The 24,033-nt window shown below is 73.3% G+C and carries 22 protein-coding genes; 13 read left to right on the top strand and 9 right to left on the bottom strand.

Annotated elements, in window-relative coordinates; genetic code table 11:
* Positions 1-141 precede the first annotated feature (141 nt).
* The 4 genes from ACFV5H_RS25145 to ACFV5H_RS25130 all read left to right on the top strand — a co-directional run bounded on the left by ACFV5H_RS25145 (position 142) and on the right by ACFV5H_RS25130 (position 4,769).
* Positions 142-423: a hypothetical protein gene (locus ACFV5H_RS25145; RefSeq protein WP_385197370.1), complete on the top strand. Its 282-nt coding sequence runs from the start codon at positions 142-144 to the stop codon at positions 421-423.
* A gap of 1 nt (position 424) precedes the next feature.
* On the top strand, positions 425-2,518 hold the full coding sequence (gene malQ, locus ACFV5H_RS25140; RefSeq protein ID WP_385197368.1) for a 4-alpha-glucanotransferase: 2,094 nt from the start codon (positions 425-427) through the stop codon (positions 2,516-2,518).
* A gap of 393 nt (positions 2,519-2,911) precedes the next feature.
* Positions 2,912-3,187 carry a hypothetical protein gene (locus tag ACFV5H_RS25135; RefSeq protein ID WP_385048022.1) on the top strand — a complete coding sequence of 92 codons (276 nt, stop codon included), beginning with the start codon at positions 2,912-2,914 and terminating at the stop codon, positions 3,185-3,187.
* A gap of 136 nt (positions 3,188-3,323) precedes the next feature.
* Complete coding sequence (locus ACFV5H_RS25130) at positions 3,324-4,769, top strand: FAD-dependent monooxygenase (protein WP_385048025.1); 1,446 nt, start codon at positions 3,324-3,326, stop codon at positions 4,767-4,769.
* Between the two features lie 14 nt (positions 4,770-4,783).
* Here the strand turns inward: ACFV5H_RS25130 and ACFV5H_RS25125 are convergent, their stop codons facing one another.
* Positions 4,784-5,290: a MarR family winged helix-turn-helix transcriptional regulator gene (locus ACFV5H_RS25125; protein ID WP_385048028.1), complete on the bottom strand. Its 507-nt coding sequence runs from the start codon at positions 5,288-5,290 to the stop codon at positions 4,784-4,786.
* A 110-nt stretch (positions 5,291-5,400) separates the two neighbouring features.
* Here ACFV5H_RS25125 and ACFV5H_RS25120 point away from each other — a divergent pair, with 110 nt between their 5' ends.
* Positions 5,401-6,363: an EamA family transporter gene (locus ACFV5H_RS25120; RefSeq protein ID WP_385048031.1), complete on the top strand. Its 963-nt coding sequence runs from the start codon at positions 5,401-5,403 to the stop codon at positions 6,361-6,363.
* On the top strand, positions 6,341-6,874 hold the full coding sequence (locus tag ACFV5H_RS25115) for an NUDIX hydrolase (protein WP_385048034.1): 534 nt from the start codon (positions 6,341-6,343) through the stop codon (positions 6,872-6,874). Before ACFV5H_RS25120 ends, ACFV5H_RS25115 begins: the two co-directional genes overlap by 23 nt.
* A gap of 27 nt (positions 6,875-6,901) precedes the next feature.
* On the opposite strand, the gene ACFV5H_RS25110 is transcribed toward ACFV5H_RS25115, so the two are convergent.
* Both ACFV5H_RS25110 and ACFV5H_RS25105 read right to left on the bottom strand, forming a co-directional pair.
* Positions 6,902-7,267, bottom strand: a complete 366-nt coding sequence (locus tag ACFV5H_RS25110) for a hypothetical protein (RefSeq protein WP_385048037.1) — start codon at positions 7,265-7,267, stop codon at positions 6,902-6,904.
* Positions 7,258-7,758, bottom strand: a complete 501-nt coding sequence (locus ACFV5H_RS25105; RefSeq protein WP_385197367.1) for a TetR/AcrR family transcriptional regulator — start codon at positions 7,756-7,758, stop codon at positions 7,258-7,260. Before ACFV5H_RS25105 ends, ACFV5H_RS25110 begins: the two co-directional genes overlap by 10 nt.
* 242 nt (positions 7,759-8,000) lie before the next feature.
* Here ACFV5H_RS25105 and ACFV5H_RS25100 point away from each other — a divergent pair, with 242 nt between their 5' ends.
* On the top strand, positions 8,001-8,861 hold the full coding sequence (locus ACFV5H_RS25100) for an alpha/beta fold hydrolase (RefSeq protein ID WP_385197365.1): 861 nt from the start codon (positions 8,001-8,003) through the stop codon (positions 8,859-8,861).
* 68 nt (positions 8,862-8,929) lie between these two features.
* Here ACFV5H_RS25100 and pepN (ACFV5H_RS25095) read toward each other — a convergent pair whose 3' ends face one another.
* Positions 8,930-11,509, bottom strand: coding sequence for an aminopeptidase N (gene pepN / locus ACFV5H_RS25095; protein WP_385048046.1), 2,580 nt, complete (start codon positions 11,507-11,509; stop codon positions 8,930-8,932).
* A 173-nt stretch (positions 11,510-11,682) separates the two neighbouring features.
* Here pepN (ACFV5H_RS25095) and ACFV5H_RS25090 point away from each other — a divergent pair, with 173 nt between their 5' ends.
* Positions 11,683-12,159, top strand: coding sequence for a DUF1203 domain-containing protein (locus ACFV5H_RS25090; protein ID WP_385048049.1), 477 nt, complete (start codon positions 11,683-11,685; stop codon positions 12,157-12,159).
* A gap of 68 nt (positions 12,160-12,227) precedes the next feature.
* Here the strand turns inward: ACFV5H_RS25090 and ACFV5H_RS25085 are convergent, their stop codons facing one another.
* Positions 12,228-13,247 (bottom strand): aspartate-semialdehyde dehydrogenase, encoded by a 1,020-nt coding sequence (locus ACFV5H_RS25085; protein WP_383462632.1) that lies wholly within the window; start codon positions 13,245-13,247, stop codon positions 12,228-12,230.
* A gap of 334 nt (positions 13,248-13,581) precedes the next feature.
* Between ACFV5H_RS25085 and ACFV5H_RS25080 the strand changes: the two genes are divergently transcribed.
* The 4 genes from ACFV5H_RS25080 (at position 13,582) to ACFV5H_RS25065 (ending at position 17,340) form a co-directional block, all read left to right on the top strand.
* Positions 13,582-14,124, top strand: coding sequence for an RNA polymerase sigma factor (locus tag ACFV5H_RS25080; RefSeq protein WP_385048053.1), 543 nt, complete (start codon positions 13,582-13,584; stop codon positions 14,122-14,124).
* Position 14,125: 1 nt separating this feature from the next.
* Complete coding sequence (locus ACFV5H_RS25075) at positions 14,126-15,268, top strand: hypothetical protein (RefSeq protein ID WP_385197364.1); 1,143 nt, start codon at positions 14,126-14,128, stop codon at positions 15,266-15,268.
* A 284-nt stretch (positions 15,269-15,552) separates the two neighbouring features.
* On the top strand, positions 15,553-16,005 hold the full coding sequence (locus tag ACFV5H_RS25070; protein ID WP_385197362.1) for an NUDIX hydrolase: 453 nt from the start codon (positions 15,553-15,555) through the stop codon (positions 16,003-16,005).
* A 165-nt stretch (positions 16,006-16,170) separates the two neighbouring features.
* On the top strand, positions 16,171-17,340 hold the full coding sequence (locus tag ACFV5H_RS25065; protein WP_385048061.1) for a serine hydrolase domain-containing protein: 1,170 nt from the start codon (positions 16,171-16,173) through the stop codon (positions 17,338-17,340).
* Positions 17,341-17,429: 89 nt separating this feature from the next.
* On the opposite strand, the gene ACFV5H_RS25060 is transcribed toward ACFV5H_RS25065, so the two are convergent.
* Together ACFV5H_RS25060 and pepN (ACFV5H_RS25055) are read right to left on the bottom strand one after the other, a co-directional pair.
* Complete coding sequence (locus tag ACFV5H_RS25060) at positions 17,430-18,482, bottom strand: hypothetical protein (protein ID WP_385048064.1); 1,053 nt, start codon at positions 18,480-18,482, stop codon at positions 17,430-17,432.
* A gap of 190 nt (positions 18,483-18,672) precedes the next feature.
* The gene (pepN, locus tag ACFV5H_RS25055) at positions 18,673-21,255 is read right to left on the bottom strand and encodes an aminopeptidase N (RefSeq protein WP_385048067.1); all 2,583 of its coding nucleotides are present in this window, start codon (positions 21,253-21,255) and stop codon (positions 18,673-18,675) included.
* A 138-nt stretch (positions 21,256-21,393) separates the two neighbouring features.
* On the opposite strand from pepN (ACFV5H_RS25055), the gene ACFV5H_RS25050 reads away from it, so the two are divergent.
* On the top strand, positions 21,394-22,041 hold the full coding sequence (locus ACFV5H_RS25050; RefSeq protein WP_385048070.1) for a DsbA family protein: 648 nt from the start codon (positions 21,394-21,396) through the stop codon (positions 22,039-22,041).
* 3 nt (positions 22,042-22,044) lie between these two features.
* Here the strand turns inward: ACFV5H_RS25050 and ACFV5H_RS25045 are convergent, their stop codons facing one another.
* Together ACFV5H_RS25045 and ACFV5H_RS25040 are read right to left on the bottom strand one after the other, a co-directional pair.
* Positions 22,045-22,287, bottom strand: coding sequence for a hypothetical protein (locus tag ACFV5H_RS25045; protein ID WP_385048073.1), 243 nt, complete (start codon positions 22,285-22,287; stop codon positions 22,045-22,047).
* 230 nt (positions 22,288-22,517) lie between these two features.
* Positions 22,518-23,897, bottom strand: a complete 1,380-nt coding sequence (locus ACFV5H_RS25040) for an amino acid permease (protein WP_385197360.1) — start codon at positions 23,895-23,897, stop codon at positions 22,518-22,520.
* Positions 23,898-24,033 lie beyond the last annotated feature (136 nt).

Genomic DNA, 24,033 nt, shown 5'->3' with positions numbered 1-24,033 from the left:
ACGGGGGGAGAATGTGATCAGGACCACGTTGGAAGACTTTGTGCGTCTGGCATCGCGCCCCCTGGGTAGGGCTGCGGGATAACCCGCACGACCCGCACGCCCCGCGTGATCCGCGCGCCGTGCTCGACGAGGAGGCCACCTGTGGCTGCACCGGCTCACGTCCCTTCCCCGGCCCTGTCCAAACCCGCGGCGGAGCCCTCCGCCGACCTCGAGGAGCCGCACTTCTGCGTCTTCAGCGCGGAAGGATCCTGCGCCGAGGCGCCGCTCACCAGCGAACCCCCGCTGCCCGACGCCGAACCCCTCACCAGCGAACCGCCGCTCGCCGACGCCACCCCCCTGACCAGCGAGTCCGACGCCTTCCTGGACACCTCGGACTCCTCCGGACTCGACTCCTTCCCGGCCCAGTACCGCCCGGAGCCCTAGGGTGAGCGCGCCACGGCCGGCCGAGCCCCCTTCCGAGGACCTGTCCCGGCTCGCCGCCCTGCACGGCGTCGCCACCTCGTACCACCCCTCCCCGGACCGCACGGTCGAGGCCTCGGCCACCGCCGTCACCCTCGCGCTGGCCGCCCTCGGCGTGGACACGACCACCCCGGAGGCCGTACGCGCCGCACTCACCACCCGCGAACGGGAACTCGGCGAGCGGCTGCTGCCCCCCACCGTGGTCGGCTGGGGCGCCGGCACCCCGGCCGCCCTCGCCGCGCTCCCCGAGGACACCCGGCTGCACGTCCGCACCGAACAGGGCGAGACCCGCGCGTCCGCCGGACACCTCCCGCCCGGTGTGCACGAGGTGACCGCCACCACCCCCGACGGCCGCACCGCCCGCGCCCACCTGATCGTCGCCCCGACCGGGCTCCCCGCGCCGCCCGGACGCTCGTACGGCCTCCTGGTCCAGCTCTACTCCCTCCTCTCCCGCCGCTCCTGGGGCATGGGCGACCTCGCCGACCTCGGCGAACTCGCCGGCTGGGCCGGACGCGCCCTCGGGGCCGGATTCGTCCAGGTCAACCCCCTGCATGCGGCCGTCCCCGGCCCCCCGACCGACCCCTCCCCCTACCGCCCCTCCTCCCGCCGCTTCCCCGACCCCGTCCACCTGCGGATCGAGGACGTCCCCGAGTTCGCGTACGTCGACGACCGCGACCGCGTACGCACCCTGCTGGAGCGGGCCGGACGGCTGCGCGAGGCGGTGCTGGACGAGGGCGCCCTGATCGACCGGGACGCCGTGTGGGAGGCCAAGCGGGAAGCGCTGGAACTGGTGCACCGGGTCCCGCTCGGGCCCGGTCGCCGCGCCGCCTACGACGACTTCCGCACCGGACAGGGCCGGGCCCTGGAGGACCACGCCACCTGGTGCGCGCTTGCCGAGGCCCACGGCGCCGACTGGCACCGCTGGCCCGCCGCACTGCGCGACCCGCGATCGCCCGAGACCGCCCGCGCCCGGCGCGAACTGGCGCACCGCGTCGACTTCCACTCCCGGCTCGTCTGGCTCACCGACACCCAGCTCGCCGCCGCCCAGCGGGCCGCGCGCGAGGCCGGGATGCCGGTCGGGATCGTCCACGACCTCGCCGTCGGCGTCCACCCCGGCGGCGCCGACGCCTGGGCGCAGCAGGAGTACTTCGCGGCCGGCATGTCCGTCGGCGCGCCCCCGGACGCCTTCAACGCGCGCGGCCAGGACTGGGGCCTGCCGCCCTGGCGCCCCGACCGGCTCGCCGCCTTCGGGTACGCCCCGTTCCGCGCCCTGCTCAGAGGGCTGTTCCGGTACGCGGGAGCCCTGCGCATCGACCACGTCATGGGTCTGTTCCGGCTCTGGTGGGTCCCCGAGGGCCACCCGCCCACGGAGGGCACGTACGTCCGCTACGACGCCGAGGCGATGCTCGCCGTCCTCGTCCTGGAGGCGTCCCGGGCCGGGGCGATGGTGATCGGCGAGGACCTGGGGACCGTCGAGCCCGGCGTGCGCGAGGCGCTGCGCGAGCGGGGGGTGTACGGCACGTCGGTGCTGTGGTTCGAACGGGACTGGGACGGCGACCGGCGCCCGCTGCCGCCGGACGACTGGCGCGCGGACTGCCTGGCGACCGCCACCACCCACGACCTGCCGCCGACGGCCGCGCGGCTCAGCGGGGAGCACGTGGAGCTGCGGGACGGTCTGGGGCTGCTCACGCGGTCGCCGGCGGAGGAGCGGGCGGAGGCGGCGGCCGACACGGCGGAGTGGCGGGAGCTGTTCGTACGGCTGGGGCTTATGGGGGCGGGGGCCTCCGAGGAGGCCGAGGTCCAGGCCGTCCACCGGTACCTGCTGCGTACGCCGGCCCGGATGATCGGGGTCTGGCTTCCCGACGGCATCGGCGACCGGCGCCCGCAGAACCTGCCCGGTACGTGGGACCAGTACCCGAACTGGCGGCTGCCGGTCGCGGACGCGCGGGGGAGGCCGGTGACACTGGAGGAACTGGCGGGTTCGGCGAGGTTGCGGGCTCTTGTGGATGTGCTGAGGCCGGACAGCCCGTCCGGGGGTGCCCCCGCTGGGGGAGTTTGAGGAGGAGGCCCGTCCAGGGCCGAAGCGGGGGTTACGAGGGCGGCGGCCCCCGTAACCCCCGCGCTGGCGCTCACGGGGTCGGTGCCGGGCGGGGGGTGCTCGCGCGGCCCGGCGCTTGCGGGGTGCCTCCCCCACTCTCGGCTTCTCCCCCACTCTCGGCTTCGCTCGAGCGGGAGGGACCCCCATGAGCGGGAGGTATACCCCCACCTCCCACCCGTGCCGCCCTGGGGGCACCTCCCAGGCCCTTAAGGCACTGGGGGAGGCACGACTGCCCGCGGAGGGCGGGGAGCGGTGGCGGCTGTCCGCGGATGGCGGGGGCGTCGGCTGCCCGCCGGGGCGGCTTACGGCACCCCGCCCGCGCGAACCCCGCCCGCGTTGGATAGTTTGGGCACCGTGGACAAGAAGAACGCCCTGCGCGCCGGCGCCCTGGCAGCCGGTACGACGCTGATGATGCTGCTCATGTCGTCCCCCGCGCTCGCGCTCACCCGCGACGACGGTGACGACCCCGGCACCGGCCTGAGCGTCGTCGAGACGCTGGGCCTCTACGTCGTGGCCCCGATCGCGCTGTTCGTGATCATCGCCGCCCTGGTGATGGTCGGCGACAAGTCGCACAAGAAGAAGGACACGACCAGCTCCAACATCAGCACCAAGGCCGAAGCCAAGGTCTGACCCGGGGCTCACCCGCTCTTGAAGAGGGCGCCGCCACCGCCGCACGCGGGGCCGGCGCCCTCAGTGCTGCCGAAAAGCGCCCTTGCGCCTTCCGCCGCGGCACGATCTCCTCACAGATGGCACCGAGGAGGTCCTGATGAACGGCACCACCCGTACCGTGATCGTGGTCGGTTCCGGCCCCACCGGCCTGCTGCTGGCTGGTGACCTGGCGACCGCCGGCGTCCCCGTCACCGTCGTCGAGAAGCGCGCCCGCGGAATCAGCAACCTCTCCCGCGCCTTCGTCCTGCACGCCCGCACCCTCGAACAGCTCGACGTGCGGGGCCTGGCCGACGAGCTGGAGGCGGTCGGCCGCCCGCTCGACCGGCTGCGCCTGTACGACCGGCTCGAACTCGACCTCCGCGCGCTCCCCTCCCGCTTCCCCCACCTGCTGGTCATCCCGCAGTACGAGGTGGAGAAGGCCCTGCTGCGGCGGGCCGTCGAGGCCGGCGCGGACTTCCGGTACGAGACCGGGGCGACCGGGCTGACCCAGGACGCGGACGGCGTGACGGTCAGGACGAAGGGCCCCGGCGGGGAGCGCGGGGAACTGCGGGCCGCGTACGTCGTCGGCGCCGACGGAATGCGCAGCACCGTACGGGAGGCGGTCGGGCTGCCGTTCCCCGGACGTTCCGTCATCCGGTCCGTGGTCCTGGCGGACGTACGGCTCGCCGAGCGGCCGGAGACGCTGCTCACCGTGAACGCCGTCGGGGACGCCTTCGCCTTCCTCGCGCCGTTCGGCGACGGCTACCACCGGGTCATCGGCTGGAACCGGGCCCGCGACGTCCCCGACGACACCCCCCTCGACCTCGAAGAGATCAGGGAGATCACCCGCCTCGCCCTCGGCCGGGACCACGGCATGCACGACGCCCGCTGGATGTCCCGCTTCCACAGCGACGAACGCCAGGCGCCCGCCTACCGCGTGGGCCGCGTCCTCCTCGCCGGGGACGCCGCGCACGTGCACACCCCGGCCGGCGGACAGGGCATGAACACCGGCATGCAGGACGCGGCCAACCTGAGCTGGAAGCTCGCCCAGGTGCTGGACGGCCACGCCCCCGAGTCCCTGCTCGACACGTACCACGCCGAACGGCACCCGGTCGGCCGGGCGGTGCTGCGCAGCAGCGGCGGCATCGTCCGGCTCGCCATGGCCCGGCGCTCCACGACCCTGGCGCTGCGCGCGGCCCTGGCCGCGGTGGTCACCCGTGCCGCCCCGGTCCGCCGCAGGGCGCTCGGCCAGGTCACCGGCGTCGGCATCCGGTACGCCGCGCCCCTCGGCGCCCACCGCATGACCGGCCTGCGCGTCCCCGACGTGGCGCTCGGAGGCGGAGGCCGCCTGCACCGGGCGCTGCGCGGCGGCCGCTTCGTACTGATCACGCCGGAGCCGTACGACGACGGGGGCGCCCGCAAGGAACGGCTGGCGGTGGAGCGCTGGGCGTCCGGGAGCCGCCGTACGACCGTGCTGGTGCGTCCCGACGGATATGTGGCCTGGGCGTCGGACTCCGCCGGCGCGGCCGACGTCGAGGCCGCGCTCGCCGCGCACGTCGGCTGAGGAGGGGCGGGTTCCTACCGCTCGGTCGCGAGCAGCAGCTCCCGCAGCAGACCGGCCAGCTCCCCCGCCCGTTCCCCGTCCAGGGTGGCCAGGGCCTCCGTCTGGGCGGCGAGACCCGCGCCGACCGCCGCGTCGATCAGGCGCAGACCCGCCTCGGTGAGCGTGACCTGCAGTCCGCGGCGGTCGTGCGGGTCGGGGGAGCGGCGGAGCAGTCCCGCACGCTCCAGCTTGTCGAGGCGGCCGGTCATCCCGCCGGTGGTGAGCATCAGCGTGGCCGAGAGCTGGCGGGGGGAGAGGGTGTAGGGCTCCCCGGAGCGGCGCAGGGTGGCGAGGACGTCGAACTCCCCTCGTGAGATCCCGTACTTGGCGTACTCCTTCTCCATCCGGTCGCCCATGGCGCGTGCGAGCCGGAAGACGCGTCCGAAGACCTCCATGCCGGCGGTGTCGAGATCGGGCCGCACCCGCGCCCACTGCTCGATGATCGCGTCGACGGGGTCCTGGGGGCGCTGCTCTGCGGTCATGGACAGGAGTATCCGCCGAGATCGGGTCACCCGCAAGAAAGTAGATTGACGGCAAGTAGCTTGCGGCTAAGCTACTTGCCATTGACCTACTCGGAAGAGGTGCGCCCGCCATGGCCGCGAACCGTGCCACCCTCATCGCGCTCACCGCCCTCGCCCCCGTCTCCTGGGGCACCACCTACGCCGTGACCACGGAGTTCCTCCCGCCCGACCGGCCCCTGTTCACCGGCCTGATGCGCGCCCTGCCCGCCGGACTGGTCCTGCTCGCGCTCGTCCGGGTGCTGCCGCGCGGGGCCTGGTGGTGGAAGGCGACGGTGCTCGGCGCGCTCAACATCGGCGCCTTCTTCCCGCTGCTGTTCCTCTCCGCGTACCGGCTGCCCGGCGGCATGGCGGCGGTGGTCGGCTCGGCGGGTCCCCTGCTCGTGGTCGGCCTCTCGGCGCTGTTGCTGGGCCAGCGGCCGACGGTCCGCAACGTGGTCGCCGGGGCCGTGGCCGCGTTCGGTGTCAGCCTGGTGGTCCTGAAGGCGGCCGGCGCGCTGGACGTGCCGGGTGTCGCCGCGGCCCTCGCCTCCACCGCGTCGATGTCCGCCGGCACCGTCCTCACCAAGCGCTGGGGCCGCCCGGAGGGCGTCGGCCCGCTCGCCCTGACGGGCTGGCAGCTGACGGCCGGAGGCCTGCTGATCGCGCCCGTCGCCTTCCTGGCCGAGGGCGCCCCGCCGGCCCTGGACACTTCGGCGATCGGGGGTTACGCGTACCTCGCCCTGGCGAACACGGCGATCGCGTACTGGCTCTGGTTCCGGGGCATCGGCCGCCTCACCGCCACCCAGGTCACCTTCCTCGGCCCGCTCAGCCCCCTCACGGCGGCGGTGGTCGGCTGGGCGGCCCTCGGCGAGAGCCTGACGCCGCTGCAACTGGCGGGCATGGCACTGGCGTTCGGCGCGACGGTGGCGGGGCAGAGCGGCCCGCCCACCCGGACGGACCGTGCCGCGAGATCATCGGGGAAGCCCGGCGGAACGGTCACGGTCCGCCGTCCCGGACGAGGAGAGGCACGACATGCGGTGGACAGTGCACGGTGAACACACGCTCCACGACACCCCCTGGGTGCGGTTGCGCTCGCTCGACGTGGAACAGCCGGACGGCACCCGGACCGACTACCACGTCGTACGGCTGCGGGACCTCGCCGTCGTGGCGGCCGTGGACGACCGGCGGCGCGTGCTGATGATGTGGCGTCACCGCTTCGTCACGGACACCTGGGCCTGGGAGCTGCCCATGGGGCTGGTCGAGGACGGCGAGACGCCGGCCACCGCCGCCGCCCGGGAACTGGAGGAGGAGACCGGCCTGCGCCCGGGCCCGCTGCGGGAACTGGTCTACGCGCAGCCGGCGGCCGGGATCACGGACTCCCGGCACTTCGTGTTCCGCGCGGACGGGGCGCGGCGCGTCGCCGAACCCACGGAACGCAACGAGTCCGACCGGCTGGAGTGGATCCCCCTGGACGAGGTGCGCGGCATGATCGCCCGCCGGGAGATCGTCAGCAGCGCGACACTCGTCGGCGTGATGGCGCTGCTGCTGGACCCGGAACAGGACTGAAAGGGGCGGTTGAGGCCGGGCCCGGCCTCAACCGCGGGTGACGGACCGCTCGATGAGGGCGACGGTGGCGCGGGGGTCGTCGACCTCGATGACGAGGCGGTCGTAGGTCTCGGCGTCGGCCAGTTCGACGACGACGGCCTTGTCCGGGTTCTTCACGTCCCAGAACAGACGCTCCCCGTCACGCCGGAAGCGGCCGGCGGTGATGACGCCGGGGAAGTGGGTGCCACCGACCCGTACGCCCTTCGGCTCGCGTGCCATCCCGGGGTCGTGGGTGGCGCCGCGCACATGGGCGAGGGGGATCTCCAGGCGGCTCTTGAGCGTCCAGAGCTTGTCGAGGCCCTGGAACTCGACGGTCAGCAGGCCGTGTTCGCGGTCGATGGAGATCAGGGCCATGGTCGGTGCTCCTTGGAGGCGGTCGGCAGGCCGGCGCGCAGCCGCAGGCGAGCGCCGAGGACGGTGGAGGCGAGCCGGGGGGCGGCATCGCCGTGGGAGGGGCGCAGGGCGTCCTCCAACGCGGTGACGCCTTCCGCGACCAGGGCGGCGACCTCCCGGTCGTGGGGGGCGCGTTCGGCGGCGGCGAGCAGGAGGAGCCCGGCGGCCGGGCCGTTGTCGTACGAGGCGATGGCCGCCGTCAGTGCCTGCTCCGGGTCGGTGAGGCCGGCGATGACGGCGGTGGCCGGGTGGATCTCGTGGTCGAGGTGGTTGCGGAGGGCGGTCAGATGCAGGCTCCTCTTCGACCCGAACACCTTGTAGAGACTGCCCCGGTGGACACCGGTGGCGGTGACCAGGTCGTCCACGGAGGTGCCCTCGTAGCCGTGGGTGGCGAAGAGGGCGGCCGCGGACTCGACGGCCCGGTCGGTGTCGAAGGTGCGAGGTCGTCCCATGTCCATGACCCTAGGCGTTTGAGAACGGTCAGTCAAGAACGAGCGTTCTCAAACTGCTGCCGGACGGTGGTGGGGCACGCCGACCCGGCGTGTCCGGTCGGGTCCCCCGGGAAGAACGGGCTCGGCCCACTCGCCGGAGTGCCACCGCTGGAGCGTCCGGTGACCGTCGAGTCCGGCTCCCGCCCGCGCGTGATCGGTAAATGGTGTGGCGGATCATCACCCCGCCTGCGAGCATCCGGCTCATGCCGACGTTCTACGCGCCCGACGGGACCCGACTCGCCTACCACCGGAAGGGCTCCGGGGGTGATCGACCGCTGGTCTGCGTTCCCGGCGGTCCGATGATGCCCTCCGCCTACTTCGGCGACCTCGGTGGGCTGGCCGCGCGGCAGGAGCTGGTACTGCTGGACCTGCGCGGCACAGGGGACTCGGCCAGGCCCACCGATCTCGCGGGCTTCCGCGTGGACCGGCAGGCCGAGGACATCGAGGCGCTCCGTGTCGCCCTCGGCCCGGAGCGGTTGGACCTTCTGGGCCACTCGGCCGCCGGTGACCTCGTGCTGGCCTACGCGGCCCGGTACCCGGAGCGGGTGCGCTCGCTCGTCCTGGTCTGCGCGCGTGCGCGCACCGCCGGGATCGACTTCCCCGTCGAGCGGCGCCGCGAGGCGCTGGAGCTGCGCCGTGACGAGCCTTGGTACGAAGAGGTCCGGCCGGCCTTCGAGCGGGCCGTGTCCGGGAAGGCGGACGACGCGGACTTCGCGCTGCTCGACCGCCTGTCCTACGGCCGCTGGGACACCGCCGCGCACACGCACGCCACCGCGTGCGCGGAGTGGTACGACGGGGAGGCGGCGGACGCCTACCTGGCTCCGGGGGCCTTCGACGGCGCGGACGCCGCCCGCGCGGTCCTGGCCGGGCTGGACGCGCCCGTCCTTGTCGTCTCCGGTGCGCTGGACGGCTCCCCGCGTCCGGACTCCGCCGCCGAGGTGGCGGGGCTCTTCCCGCGCGGCGAGCACGTCGTCCAGGCGGGCGCCGCGCACAACCCGTGGGTGGACGGTCCGGACGAATTCGCCCGGACCGTCGTCGAGTTCCTGGCCGGGGACGGCCGGTAGCGGCCGGGCCCGGCAAGGGAACAGGGGCGCCCGGTACAAGCACCGGGCGCCCCTGACGCACGTACCGGCTAGGACGCCGCCGCGTCCGCCGCCTGGGCGCGCAGGGCGCGTTCCACGCCCGCGCGGGATTCCGAGACCAGACGGCGCAGGGCCGCGTTCGGCTCGGCGGACGTCAGCCAGGCGTCCGTCTTGTCGAGGGTCTCGCCGGAGACCTGGACCGTCGGGTAGAGGCCGACCACGATCTGCTGGGCCATCTCGTGCGAGCGGGACTCCCAGACGTCCGCCAGCACCTCGAAGTACCGGTCCGTGTACGGCGCCAGCAGCTCCCGCTGGTCGGTCTGGACGAAGCCGGCGATGACCGCCTCCTGGACGGCGTTCGGCAGCTTGTCGGACTCGACGACCGAGGCCCACGCCTCCGCCTTGGCCTCCTCGGTCGGGCGGGCCGCGCGGGCGGTCGCGGCGTGCCGCTCACCGGCCGCCGTCCTGTCCCGCTCGTACTCGCCCGCGATCTCCGCCTCGTCGAACCGGCCCACCGCCGCCAGCCGCTGCACGAACGACCAGCGCAGCTCCGTGTCCACGGCCAGCCCCTCGACGGTCTGCGTACCGGCCAGCAGACCCTCCAGCAGGTCCAGCTGCTCCGGCGTACGGGCCGTCGCCGCGAACGCCCGTGCCCACGCGAGCTGGTGGTCGCTCGCCGGCTCGGCGGACCGCAGGTGGGCCAGCGTGGCGTCGGTCCAGCGGGCCAGCAGGGCCTCACGGGCGCCCGGGTCGGCGTACAGGTCGATCGCCAGCTTCACCTGGCGGTGCAGCGACTGCACGACACCGATGTCGGACTCCTTGCCGATGCCCGACAGCACCAGGGACAGGTAGTCGCGGGCGGCGAGTTCCGCGTCCCGCGTCATGTCCCAGGCGGAGGCCCAGCACAGGGCACGCGGGAGGGACTCCGCGAAGTCGCCCAGGTGCTCGGTGACGAACGCCAGCGAGGCCTCGTCCAGGCGGACCTTCGCGTACGACAGGTCGTCGTCGTTCAACAGGACGACCGCCGGACGGCGCTCGCCCGCCAGCTGCGGTACGGCCGTCAGCTCGCCGTCCACGTCCAGCTCGACGCGCTCGCCGCGCACCAGCTTGCCGGTCGCCTCGTCGAGGTCGTACAGGCCGACCGCGATGCGGTGCGGGCGCAGCGTCGGCTCGCCCTTGGCGCCGGCGGGCAGCGCGGGCGCCTCCTGGCGGATGGCGAAGGAGGTGATGACACCCTCGGCGTCCGTCTCGATCTCCGGGCGCAGGACGTTGATGCCGGCCGTCTCCAGCCACTGCTTCGACCACGTCCTCAGATCGCGCCCGGAGGTCTCCTCCAGCGCGCCCAGCAGGTCGGACAGGCGCGTGTTGCCGTACGCGTGGCGCTTGAAGTACGCCTGCACGCCCCGGAAGAACTCGTCCTCACCGACGTACGCGACGAGCTGCTTCAGCACGGACGCGCCCTTGGCGTACGTGATGCCGTCGAAGTTGACGAGCACGTCGTCCAGGTCGCGGATGTCCGCCATGATCGGGTGCGTGGACGGAAGCTGGTCCTGGCGGTAGGCCCAGGTCTTCATCGAGTTCGCGAACGTCGTCCACGAGTGCGGCCAGCGCGAGCCGGGCGCGGCGGCCTGGCAGGCGATCGACGTGTACGTGGCGAACGACTCGTTCAGCCACAGGTCGTTCCACCACTCCATGGTGACCAGGTCGCCGAACCACATGTGGGCCAGCTCGTGCAGGATGGTCTCCGCGCGGACCTCGTACGCCGCGTCCGTCACCTTCGAGCGGAAGACGTACTGGTCGCGGATGGTCACCGCGCCCGCGTTCTCCATCGCGCCCGCGTTGAACTCCGGCACGAACAGCTGGTCGTACTTCGCGAACGGGTACGCGTAGTCGAACTTCTCCTGGAACCAGTCGAAGCCCTGCCGGGTGACCTCGAAGATCGCGTCGGAGTCGAGGTACTCGGCCAGCGACGGCCGGCAGTAGATGCCGAGCGGGACGGACTGGCCGTCCTTCTCGTAGACGCTGTGCACGGAGTGGTACGGGCCGACGATCAGCGCCGTGATGTACGACGAGATGCGCGGGGTCGGCTCGAACGTCCAGACGTTCCCCTGCGGCTCCGGCGTCGGGGAGTTGGAGACGACGGTCCAGCCCTCCGGCGCCTTCACGGTGAACTGGAAGGTCGCCTTCAGGTCGGGCTGCTCGAAGCTCGCGAAGACGCGGCGGGCGTCCGGCACCTCGAACTGGGTGTACAGGTACGCCTGGTCGTCGACCGGGTCGACGAACCGGTGCAGACCCTCACCCGTGTTGGTGTACGCGCAGTCGGCGCTCACCCGGAGGATGTTGCGGCCCTTCAGCAGGCCGGGCAGGGCGATACGGGAGTCCGCGAAGACCTCGGCGGGGTCGAGGGAGTCCCCGTTGAGGGTCACCTCGTGCACGGTGGGGGCCACCAGGTCGATGAAGGACTCCGCGCCGTCGCCGTCCTCGGCGACGTCGAAGCGCACCGTGGTCACGGACCGGTAGGTGCCGCCCTCCTGCGCGCCGGAGAGGTCGAGATCGATCTCGTACGAGTCAACGGTCAGCAGCTTCGCCCGCTGCCGCGCCTCTTCGCGAGTCAGGTTTGTGCCAGGCACGCGGTCATCTCCTCGATATGTGTGGGTTGCGCCATCCTTCCACGCGACATCGGGATGAGGCGATGACCGAGCCGGATCATGGGGATACCCCTGTGTCGTCCGGCGGGCGAGGGGTGGGGCTCGACGTCCGGAACCCGCCGGCGGTCAGGGCGGGCGGGAGCGAGTCTGGGGACATGACGATCCGCACCGCACGCCCCGTCCCCCCGCCGGTCCTGAAGGAACTGCTGGTCACCGACGACGCCGGCCGCCCGGCGGCCCCCCGCACCGACGACGGGGGCGGCGCCCCGCTCCGCTGCTGCCTGCGCCGCAGCCGCCCCGGAGAGCGCGTCGCCCTCGTCTCGTACGCGCCGCTGCGCCGCTGGGCGGCGGAGACGGGCGCGGACCCCGGCGCCTACGACGAACAGGGCCCCGTCTTCGTCCACGCCGAGGAGTGCGCGGGCCCGGAGGGCGGAGACCTCCCCTTCACCGACGCCCACCGCACGCTCCGCCGTTACTCCGCCGACGGCCACATCCTGGGCGGCCGGCTCGTCGAGGCACCGGAGGACTTCGGACCCGCCCTCACCGAGGCGTTCACCGACCCCGAGGTGGCACTGGTGCACGTACGGGCCGTGGAGTACGGCTGCTTCCTCTACGAGGTACGCCGGGACTGATCCTCCCCGGGGCCGTCTCAGCCGCCCACCCCGGCCCGCCAGGGACCGTGCCCCCAGGAAGCGGTGTCCTACGCGGCGGACAGCTCCGCCGCCACCAGCTCCGCGATCTGTACGGCGTTCAGCGCCGCGCCCTTGCGGAGGTTGTCGTTGGAGACGAACAGCGCGAGGCCGTGCTCCACCGTCTCGTCGGGGCGGATCCGGCCGACGTACGACGGGTCCTGGCCGGCGGCCTGGAGCGGGGTGGGGATGTCGGTGAGGACGACGCCGGGGGCGTCCGCCAGCAGCTCGGTCGCGCGCTCGGCGCTGATCGGGCGGGCGAAACGGGCGTTGATCTGCAGGGAGTGCCCGGAGAACACCGGGACGCGCACGCACGTGCCGGAGACCTTCAGCTCGGGGATCTCCAGGATCTTGCGGGACTCGTTGCGCAGCTTCTGCTCCTCGTCGGTCTCGTTCAGACCGTCGTCGACGAGGTTGCCGGCCAGCGGCAGCACGTTGAAGGCGATGGGGCGCTTGTAGACACCGGGCTCGGGGAAGTCGACCGCCGAGCCGTCGTGGGTCAGCTTGTCGGCCTCGTCGATCACCTTCTGCGCCTGGCCGTGCAGCTCCGCGACGCCCGCGAGACCGGAACCGGACACGGCCTGGTACGTGGCGACGACCAGCGCCTGGAGGCCCGCCTCCGCGTGCAGCGGACGCAGGACCGGCATCGCGGCCATCGTCGTGCAGTTCGGGTTGGCGATGATGCCCTTGGGGCGGTTCGCGATCGCGTGCGGGTTCACCTCGGAGACGACGAGGGGGACCTCGGGGTCCTTGCGCCAGGCGGAGGAGTTGTCGATCACGACCGCGCCCTGCGCGGCGACCTTCTCGGCCAGCGCCTTCGAGGTCGCGCCGCCCGCGGAGAACAGCACGATGTCCAGACCGCTGTAGTCGGCGGTGGACGCGTCCTCCACCGTCACGCCGTCCAGCTCCGTGCCGGCCGAGCGGGCCGAGGCGAACAGGCGCAGCTCCGTGACCGGGAAGTTCCGCTCCTTGAGGATCCTGCGCATGACCGTGCCCACCTGACCGGTGGCTCCGACGATTCCGACCCTCACGGCGACTCCCTACTGTGTCCTGATTCGTATCCGAATGCCTGGCCGAGGCTCTTCCATGATGCGGCCGACCACGGCCCGCCTGTCCAATTCTTTGCGGACCCCGCTCGCGAAGTGGGACACACCGGTGGCGGCCACCGGTTGCGGACCTTCGGCCGCCACGCCCCTGAGCTGCAGAAATTCAGCCGTCGGGGGCTGTGGACCGCAAGGTCCCCTGCCCGGTCCGGTCCCGGTCACACGGAGGTGTGACGTACGCCTCGGCCGGATCCGGAGAACCCGGCCGAACGTTCCGGGCGGAAGCGGCGTCGTAGAGGAAACAGCGTGAGGGGGGTGGCCGGTGCTGCGCGGAAGGACCCGGCGCGGCCGGGGGTCGTCGTACGTCGCCACGGACGACGACCCGCTGGACGCGGCGCAGGAACGCCGGGTGCGGGCGGTGCTCGCACTGGGCGGGGTGCCGCAGGCGGACCTGTCGGACGGGGTGCAGCAGGTCCGCCTGCGGCTGCTGGAACGCGCCGCGAGCGGGCGGGAGGCGCCGCGGGACGTCTCGGCGTGGGCGGCGGTCGTCGCCTCCAACCTCGCCATGGACTGGCACCGGGCCAAGCGCCGCCAGGAGCGGCTGGGCGAGCGCCTCGCCGCGCTCCGTCCGGCGGAGGCTGCCCCTTCCGGCGAGGAGACCAGCCTGCTCTCCCTCGCCGTGGCCCGCGGCCTGGACGAGCTGCCCGACGCGCAGCGCCAGGTGGTCGTGCTGCGCTTCTACGCCGACCTGCCGGTCCGGTCCATCGCCGAGCAGCTCGGCGTCCCGGAGGGCACGGTCAAGAGCAGGCTGCACACGGCGGTACGCGCCCTGCGCGCCCGCCTGCACGAGGACGAGGTGGTCTGACATGCCCGCCCACGACGAACACCGGGACGCCGGGAACGCCGAGAGCGTCGAGTACGACGGCATGGACGCGCTGATGGCCGCCGTCCTCGACGAGCCGCTGCCCGCGCGGGCCCGGCAGGACCCGGCGTTCGCGGCCGCGCACCGGGCGGCTGCCGCCGACGTCGCCGTACTGAGGGAGCAGCTGGCGCTGATCGGGGACGCCCTCGCGGCCCCCGGCGAGGGGACGGCGGACGGGGAAGGGGCCGGCGAGCCGGCGGGGCGAGTCGGGGCCGGGCGGCCGGGCGACGGACCGGAGCCCGGGGACGGGCCGGACTCCGGGACGCGGGCCGGGAGCGGAAACGGCCCGGAGGCCGGGCGCGAGCCCGCGGATCCGCCGGCCGCCCGGCCGGCGGTGAGGTACCCGGCGGAGGGCCGGCCGGGAGCCGGGCTCGGGTCCGCGTCCGGGGACGGGCTGGGAGCCGGGCTCGGGTCCGCGTCCGGGGACGGGCTGGGAGCCGGGCTCGGGTCCGCGTCCGGGGACGGGCCGGGAGCCGGGCTCGGGGACGGGCCGGAGGCCGGGGGCGGGGCAGTCGCCCGGCCGGCGGTGAGGTACCCGGCCGGCGGACGTCCCGGCACCGTGCGCGGCCCCCGCGGGCCGCACCGCGGCCGGCGCCGGCCCCTCAAGGCCGCCCTCGGTGCCCTCGTCGCCGCCGCTGCCGCCACCGTCGTCGTCGGTACGGGGTGGCTCGTGACGCAGGCCGGGGGAGTGTCCGACTCGGACGCGGGCGGTTCGGCCGCACGGGCCGACTCCAAGGAGGCGGGCGGGGAGGACGCGGGCGGGGTCGCCTTCGGCGGCCCCCGCTACCTCGCCTGCGCCCGCCTCGTCGCCGAGGGCACCGTGCTGGCGGTGGACCCGGTGCCGGGGGCCGGGGCGGAACGCGTCACGCTGAGGGCGAGCCGCTACTACAAGGGCGAGGGCGAGGTCGCCTTCCTCCGGGACCTCCCCGGCGGCACCCCGCTGCACGAGGGCGATCTCGTGCTGGTCGGCATGCCCCCCGACGGCGTCCACCCGGACACGGTGATCGTCGGTGAGGCGGACATCGCCCCCGAGCGGGCCCGGATCACCGCCTCGCTCCCCGAGTCGCGCACCCTCACCTGCGACTGAGTACGGCGAAGGGACGGGCGTCCTCTGTGGACGCCCCCACCTTCGCCGTCCCGCGCGGTCCTGGCGGGCGTCGGCGTGGACGCGATGCCCGCCAGGACCGGGAAGCACAGCCCGCGGGAGCGCCGAGGAGGCGCGCGAGGAGGCCGTGCTCCAGGTGACCGCCGCGGTTGCCGACCAGCCTGACCTCGCCGAAGAGCCGGCGGTGGCCGGGGAGGCGGGAGACGGAGGACGGCAAGTCGCCCACGCGGCCCACGTGGTACCGGCCGCCGGGTTAACGTCCCCGGATGCGACGGAATCTGAGGGTGGCGGCCTACGCCGTGGTGGTGCGCGACGGACAGTTCCTGCTCGCCCGGTCACCGGGCCCCGGCGGTGTCCCCGAGTGGGTGCTGCCGGGCGGCGGCATGGAGCACGGCGAGGACCCCTACGACACCGTGCGGCGGGAGGTCGAGGAGGAGACCGGCTACCGCATGGAGGTCACCGGGCTGCTCGGTGTGAACTCCACCCGCCGCACCTTCCCCGCCCGCTTCGGCCGCTCCGTCGACCACCACGGCGTACGGCTGGTCTACGAGGGCCGGATCACCGGCGGCGAACTGCGCAACGAGACCGGCGGCTCCACCGACCTCGCCGCCTGGCAGCCCCTGGACGCCGTCCCGGACCTGGTCCGCGTCCGCATGGTCGACATCGGGCTGCGGCTGTGGCGGGAGCGTCCGACGGCGGGGCGGGTGGAGTCCGCGTAAGGGGGGCGCACGTGCGGATCCGGCCGGCGCCCGGAGGACCGCACCGCGGAACCGCCCCTGGAGAAAGGCCGAAACCCGGTCAACCACCGAGGCCGGCGGCAACCCCGCCGGCCCGTCCGCGGTCCCTCCCCGCGACCATGCCCGATGAACAGGGGAGACACGAGCATGCGGATGCGGACGACAGCGGTGGCTGCGGTGGCGGTGGCCCTTTCGGCGGCCCTGGCGGTCCCCGCCGTGGCGGCGCCTTCGGGCACCGGGGCAGGAACGGGGAACACCGCCGCCGCCACCGGCGACCACCAGGCGACCCGCCGGGCGATGAAGGCCGCGGTCGCCGCGGGTGTGCCCGGTGTGACCGCGACGGCGCGGGACGGGAGGGGCACCTGGGCGTCGACGGCCGGGGTGGGCGACCTCCGCACGGAACGGAAGCGTTCCCCGCAGGACCACTACCGGGTCGGCAGCATCACCAAGACCTTCGTGGCGACGGTGCTGCTGCAACTGGAGGCCGAGGGAAAGCTGTCCCTGGACGACACCGTCGACACCTGGCTGCCCGGCCTGGTGACCGGCAACGGCCACGACGGCACCCGGATCACCCTCAGGCAACTGCTGAACCACACCAGCGGCGTCTTCAACTACACGGAGGACGAGGACTTCGGCCGCACGTACTTCACGAAGGAGGGCGGCTTCCTCGAGCACCGCTACGACACCCTGGCCCCGGAGGAACTCGTACGGACCGCCCTGGCCCACGAGCCGGACTTCGACCCAGGCGCCTCCTGGCACTACTCCAACACCAACTACGTCCTGGCCGGCATGGTGATCGAGAAGGCCACCGGCCGCCCCTACGGCGAGGAGGTCCGCCGGCGCGTCATCGACCCCCTGCACCTGACCGCCACCTCGGTCCCCGGCACCCGTGCCTCCCTGCCCCGCCCCGGCAGCCGCGCCTACTCCAAACTGGCACCGACCGCGACCGGCCCCACGTACGACGTCACGCGCATCAACCCGTCCCTCGCCCACTCGGCGGGCGAGATGATCTCCGACTCCAAGGACCTGAACCGCTTCTACCAAGCCCTGCTGACGGGCCGGCTGCTCCCTCGGGAGCAACTGGACGAGATGACCACCATGGTCCCCGTGGACGCCACCCGCGCCTACGGGCTGGGCCTGATGAGGACCACGCTGAGCTGCGGCGTGGACGTCTGGGGCCACGGCGGCGGCATCCACGGCTCCGTGTCCGAGGCCGTCACGACGAAGGACGGCCGGCACTCCCTGGCGTTCAACTTCAACGGCGACTGGGCGGGGGACACCGAGGCGGTGATCGAGGCGGAGTTCTGCGGCGACTGACGTCCGCGGCCCGGACGCACGGGAGGGGCCACCGGGCGACGGCTCCCGGCGGCCCCTCCGCCCCCTCCTGACGGTGCCGCCCCGGCCCCCTACCGGGGCAGCACCACGACATACGCCGACGGGTCGCGGTCGGCCGAGGCGATCAGCGCCGTACGGACCACCGCCGCCTGCTGCTCCATCGCGTCCCGGAGCTTGCGCGGGGTGATGTGGACGACCGTGATGCCGAGGCGCTCCAGGTGCTCGCGCTTGCGGGCGTACTGCGACCACTCGGCCCCGTCGTCGGGCCGCCGGCCCGGGCGCGGCGCGCGGGTGTCCAGCTCCACCGCCACCGCGTGCTCCGGCCAGTACGCGTCCACGCCGCCGAGGTGGGGCCCGCCCGGCAGCCGCAGGTCGACGTTCCAGCACGGGTCGGGCAGGCCGTGCTCGCGCACCATCCGGTACAGCCGGGACTCCGCCAGCGTCCGCCCCTCGGCCAGCAGCGAGTCCACCGCGTCCACCACGTGCGGCCGGTTCAGCAGCTTCGCGGCGGTCAGTTCGCGCACCACCGCCGCCGGGTCGCAGAAGCCGCCGCGCACCGCCTCCGTGAGCAGCCCGCGTACCGTGCCCGCGTCCTGCAGACCGGCCACGGCGTCGGCCAGCGCACGCGGGACCGGGGCCACCGGCAGGCCCGTGACCTGCTCCGGGACGGGCAGCTCGGGGGTGCGGACGATCCGGACGCAGCCCGTCGAGCGCAGCCGGCGCAGCCGCGGGACCAGGACGTCGAAGGCGTCCAGGGACGGCAGCGGGGGAGCGGACGGGAAGCCGTGCAGGGTCAGCGCGGCCAGCCCGGTGATCATCGCCTCCCCGTAGGCGGACGCGGGAGGGCTCTCCGTACCGGGCTGCACGGGGACGCCCACGGTCCGCTCCCGTGCCGCGTACATCAGCACCGCGTGCAGCCGCTCCTCGCTGGTCGGCGGGCCGGGGTGGAGCAGGACGACGCCCGGGAGCAGTTGCAGCCAGGGCCCGCCGGGGCGGCACTGTTCGCCGGCCTTCGCGGCCGAGACGCCGTGGGCGCGCAGTTGCGCGTGGGTCAGCACCCGGCGTCCGACGCCGGTGGAGAGGTGGTGCAGGGGGCGGGGGGAGAGCGGGGTGTTGTGGTTCATGCCCGGCAATTTCCCGCCTCCGAGCCGTCTCCGAACCCCTGTTACAGGCTCGTCGACAAATGAGGACAAGGCCGCACTAAAGGACGCATGTTCGGATACCGAAAACCCCTGGTCCGTTCGGGTACGGACCAGGGGTCACGGGCATCTTGTAACGGTGGGGGAACGGCCGGTCGAGGGCCGGGGCCGTCCCTCAGCGGCCGGAGGCGGCCGCGTCGCAGGCCTGGCCGCGCAGGGCGCGGGCCAGGTCGTCGCGGGACTCCAGGACCAGGCGGCGCAGGGCCGGGGCCGCGTCCTCGTGGGACGTGAGCCACGCGTCCGTCGCGTCCAGCGTCGCCTGCGAGTCCTGGAAGGAGGGGAACAGGCCCCGCACCACGTCCATGCCGATCTGGATCGACCGCTCGGTCCACACCCGCTCGATCGCCGCGAAGTACTTCTCCGCGTACGGCGCGAGCAGCTCCCGCTGGGACGCCTGCGCGAAGCCCGAGATGGTGGCCTCCACCAGCGCGTTGGACAGCGCGTCCGACTCCACGACCTGCGCCCAGCACTGCGCCTTGACCGCCGCCGACGGGCGGGCGGCCAGACAGCGCACGTGGTGCCGCTTGCCGGACGCGGTGTCGTCCCGGGCCAGCTCCTCGTCCAGCCGCTTCTCGTCCGCCGCCCCGTGCGCGGCCAGCGGCTCCAGGAACGCCCAGCGCAGCTCCTGGTCGACCTCCAGGCCCGGCAGGGTCACCGTGCCGTCGAGGAGCGAGGCCAGCAGCTCGAAGTCGGCCGGCGCGTCGGCCGCGTGGGCGAAGAACCTCGCCCACGCGAGCTGGTGCTCGCTGCCCGCCTCGGCGGCGGACAGCAGGGCGGAGGCGCCCTCGGCGAGCCGGCGGTCGGCCTGCTCCCGCCGCTCGGGCGCGGTGTAGTGCACGGCGGCCGACTCGGCCCACGCGTGCAGCATCTGCAGCACGCCGATGTCGGACTCCCGGCCCGCGAACTCCAGCACCAGGTCGATGAACTCCCGCGCCGGCAGCAGCGCGTCCCGCGTCATGTTCCACAGCGCCGACCAGCACAGGGCGCGGGCGAGTGGGTCGGTGAGGTCGCCCAGGTGCTCGCGCAGCGTGGCCAGCGAGGTCTCGTCGAACCGGGTCTTGCAGTACGTCAGGTCGTCGTCGTTGACCAGCACCAGCTCCGGCGCGTCCGCGCCCGCCAGCTCCGTCACGACGGTACGCGCCCCCTCGACGTCCGTCTCGGCCTGCGCGTACCGCTCCAGGGCGCCGGAGTCCGTGCGCCGGTACAGGCCCACCGCCACCCGGTGCGGGCGCAGTTCGGGGTGCGACTCGGCGGCCTCCTGCACGATCGCCAGCTCGTCGATCCTGCCGTCCTCGCGCAGCAGCACCTGCGGGGTGAGGGAGTTGACGCCGGCCGTCTGCAGCCAGGCCCGCGACCAGGCGGCCATGTCCCGGCCGCTGGTCTCCTCCAGGACCGACAGCAGGTCGCCGAGGCGCGTGTTGCCGTACGCGTGCCGCTTGAAGTAGCGGCGGGCGCCCTCCAGGAACGCGTCCTGACCGACGTACGCCACCAGCTGCTTGAGCACCGAGGCGCCCTTCGCGTACGTGATGCCGTCGAAGTTGAGCTTGGCGGCCTGGAGGTCGCGGATGTCGGCGGTGACCGGGTGCGTGGAGGGGAGCTGGTCCGCGCGGTACGCCCACGCCTTGCGGCGGTTGGCGAAGGTGATCCAGCCGTCGGTGAAGCGGGTCGCGCCGACCAGCGAGAACGCGCCCATGAAGTCCGCGAAGGACTCCTTCAGCCACAGGTCGTCCCACCACTCCATGGTGACCAGGTCGCCGAACCACATGTGCGCCATCTCGTGCAGGATCACGTTGGCGCGGCCCTCGTACGACGCCCGCGTGACCTTGCCCCGGAAGATGAACTCCTCCCGGAAGGTCACCATCCCCGGGTTCTCCATCGCGCCCAGGTTGTACTCGGGCACGAACGCCTGGTCGTACTTGCCGAACGGGTACGGGTAGTCGAAGTGGTCGTGGAAGAAGTCCAGGCCCTGTTTGGTCACCAGGAACACGTCGTCGGCGTCGAAGTGCGGGGCGAGACCCTTGCGGCACATCGCGCCGAGCGGGATCTCCAGCCGCGTACCGTCCTCGAGGACCCGCTCGTAGGAGTCGGTCACGTAGTGGTACGGGCCGGCCACCACGCACGTGATGTACGTCGAGATCGGCTTGGTCTCCGCGAACCGCCACATCCCGTCGGCGAGTTCACCGGCCCCGTTGCTCCACACCGTCCAGCCCTCGGGGGCGCGCACCTCGAAGCGGTAGGGCGCCTTGAGGTCGGGCTGCTCGAAGTTGGCGAAGACGCGACGGGAGTCGGCCGGCTCGTACTGCGTGTACAGGTACACCTCGCCGTCCTCGGGGTCGACGAAGCGGTGCATGCCCTCGCCGGTGCGGGAGTAGGCGCACTGCGCGTCGACGACGAGCTCGTTCTCGGCGGCCAGGTCCTCCAGCAGGATCCGTGCGCCGTCGAAGACCTGGCCGGGGTCGAGGTCCCGCCCGTTGAGGGAGACGGCCGTCACGGCCGGTGCGATCAGGTCCGCGAAGCTGCTCGCGCCCGGCTCGGCGCAGCGGAACCGGACGGTGGTGACGGAGCGGAAGGTGCGCGGCCCCCCGCCGCTGTGCTCGCCGACCGCCGAACGCAGGTCCAGGGACACCTCGTACCCGTCGACGGACAGCAGGGCTGCCCGCTCCCGGGCCTCGTCACGGGTCAGGTTCTCACCGGGCACGGGCGGACTCCTCATGCGTCGTCGACATGGATGATCAGGACCGATCCTGCCATGCGCTCCTGACACGGGGCGGGCGGGAATGGCCGGGACCCCTCACGTTGTTCCCGGGAACGACCTTTTCCTTCTCTGAGGAGCGACATGCCGGACAAGACGACCGCCACGCCCGTCGACTTCTGGTTCGACCCGCTGTGCCCCTGGGCCTGGATGACCTCCCGCTGGGTGCGGGAGGTGGAGAAGGTGCGGGACATCGAGGTCCGCTGGCACCTGATGAGCCTCGCCGTCCTCAACGAGGACAAGCTCGACGAGCTTCCCGCCGAGTACCGCGAGATGCTCGAGGTCAAGGCCTGGGGTCCGGTCCGGGTGGTCATCGCGGCCCAGCAGGAGCACGGCGCGGAGGTGCTCGGCGACCTCTACACCGCCCTCGGCACCCGCATCCACAACCAGGGCGAGGGCCCGGGCAGGGAGACGGTCGCCGCCGCCCTGAAGGACGTCGGCCTGCCCGAGTCCCTCATGGAGCACTGGGACTCCACCCCTTACGAGCCCGAGCTGCGCGCCTCCCACAAGGAGGGCATCGAGAAGGTGGGCCAGGAGGTCGGCACCCCGGTCATCGCGGTCCCCGGACCCGACGGCGAGGAGATCGCCTTCTTCGGCCCGGTCGTCACCCCGGCGCCCAAGGGCGACGAGGCCGCCCGCCTGTGGGACGGCACCCTCGCGGTGGCCTCCGTCCCCGGCTTCTACGAGATCAAGCGCACCCGGACGAAGGGCCCGGACTTCAGCAACCTGTGACGGTCACTCGATCACGGGCACTTTGATCGGCGCGGCGAAGGGCTTCTTGTTGAAGCCCGTGCGCAGGTTGCGGCACTGCCTGCCGGTGTCGGGGTCGAGCACGTTCACACAGAGCCAGAACTCGCCGACCCCGGACCGGCCGAGCCGTTCCTTGAGCCAGTCCTCCTCCTTCTTGTTCAGCTGACGGTGCTGCTGGTCCCCGTCGCAGGTCCAGCAGTAGTCCCTCATCGTCCTCTGTGTCGCCATTGCGCAACCATGACCCGGATTGCCGCATACCGGAAGCCCCCGCGAGTCCTGTCCTCGCGGGGGCTTCCCTCTTTCCGCCTGCCGGGTGAACGGTGAGAAGACGATCACGAGGCAGGACGCTTATTGCACATCACTTGCAACTGCACGTTAGCAGCGGAAAGGGCTGTCCGTGAGCCCCCGGTACGCGAAACGGCCCCCGCGTGTCCACGCGAGGGCCGTCGGGGCGGGCGTCAGCTCCGGGCGCGCGCCCGCTGCCAGGCGTACCCCCCGGCCGCCAGGAGGAGCGTCATGGCGCCCGTCGAGTACAGCTGCACCCGTGTGTCCGGCTCCCGGGCCATGAGGACGAAGACCGCCGCCATACCGGCCAGCGCGACCCGGGTGAGCCACGGGAACGCCCACATCCGCACCGTGAGCCGCTCCGGCGCCTCGCGCTCCAGCCGGCGGCGCAGCCGCAGCTGGGAGACGGCGATGAAGATCCAGACGACCAGGATCACCGCGCCGATGGTGTTCAGCAGCCAGGCGAAGACGTCGTCCGGCCGCCAGTAGCTCAGCAGCACGCACAGGAAGCCGAAGGCCGAGGAGGCCAGTACGGCGACCCGCGGCACCCCGCCCGACACCCGGCCGAGCGCCTTCGGCCCCTGCCCCCGCTCCACCAGCGAGTAGCCGATGCGCGAGGCGCCGTAGATGTTGGCGTTCATCGCGGACAGCAGTGCCACCAGGATCACGACGTTCATCACCTGGTCGGCGCCCGGGATGTCGAGGCGGTCCAGGGCGGCGACGTACGGGCCGTCCTCGACGACCGCCGGGGAGTCCCACGGCATCAGGGTGACGACGACCGCCATCGAGCCGATGTAGAACAGCGCGATCCGCCACATCGCCGTACGGACCGCGCCCGCCACGCCCCTGACCGGGTCCCGCGACTCGGCCGCCGCGATGGTCACCGTCTCCAGACCGCCGTACGCGAAGACGGAGGCGAGCAGTCCGATCACCAGGCCCTCGCCGCCGTGGGGGAGGAAGTCGGTGAGGTGGGAGGCGCCCGGGGAGTCCGTGCCCGGCAGCACACCGGCGATCGCCAGCACGCCGAGCACCAGGAACAGGGAGATCGCGCCGACCTTGAGGGCCGCGAACCAGAACTCGAACTCGCCGAAGTTCTTCACCGCCGCGAGGTTCGTCCCGCAGAACACCACCATGAACAGCGCCACCCACACCCACTCGGGCGTGCCCGGCAGCCAGCCGGTGACGATCGTCGCGGCGCCGATGCCCTCCAGGCCGACCGCCGTGCACAGCAGCACCCAGAACGACCAGCCGGCGGTGAACCCCGCCCAGGGCCCGATCGCCCGCTCGGCGTGCGCGGAGAAGGAGCCCGACGACGGATACGCGGCGGACATCTCGCCCAGCATCCGCATCACCAGCATCACCAGGAGGCCGGAGAGGGTGTAGGCGACGACGACGGACGGACCGGCGGCGGCGATGGCCGACCCGGAGCCGACGAACAGCCCGGCGCCGATCACCCCGCCGAGGGCGATCATCGACAGATGGCGCTGCTTCAGGCCGTGCGAGAGGGAGACGTCGTCCGCCTTCGGGGGCGTCTCGACAGGGGTGCGGGGCATGGGCGCGACTCGTCCAATGCGGGAGACGGCAAAACGCCGCCCAGTCTGGTCGGGGGCCCCCCGGGGGCGGGGGGGGCGCCCCGCCGATTGGCAACGGTGAAGAGGGGGGTTTCAGTGCCCCTAACCCGCCCCCCCC

This window comes from Streptomyces sp. NPDC059787, assembly GCF_042732315.1.
Lineage (GTDB): Bacteria > Actinomycetota > Actinomycetes > Streptomycetales > Streptomycetaceae > Streptomyces > Streptomyces atrovirens.
The sequence above is the reverse complement of the archived record's forward strand: the minus strand, read 5'-3'. Positions and strand labels throughout refer to the sequence as shown.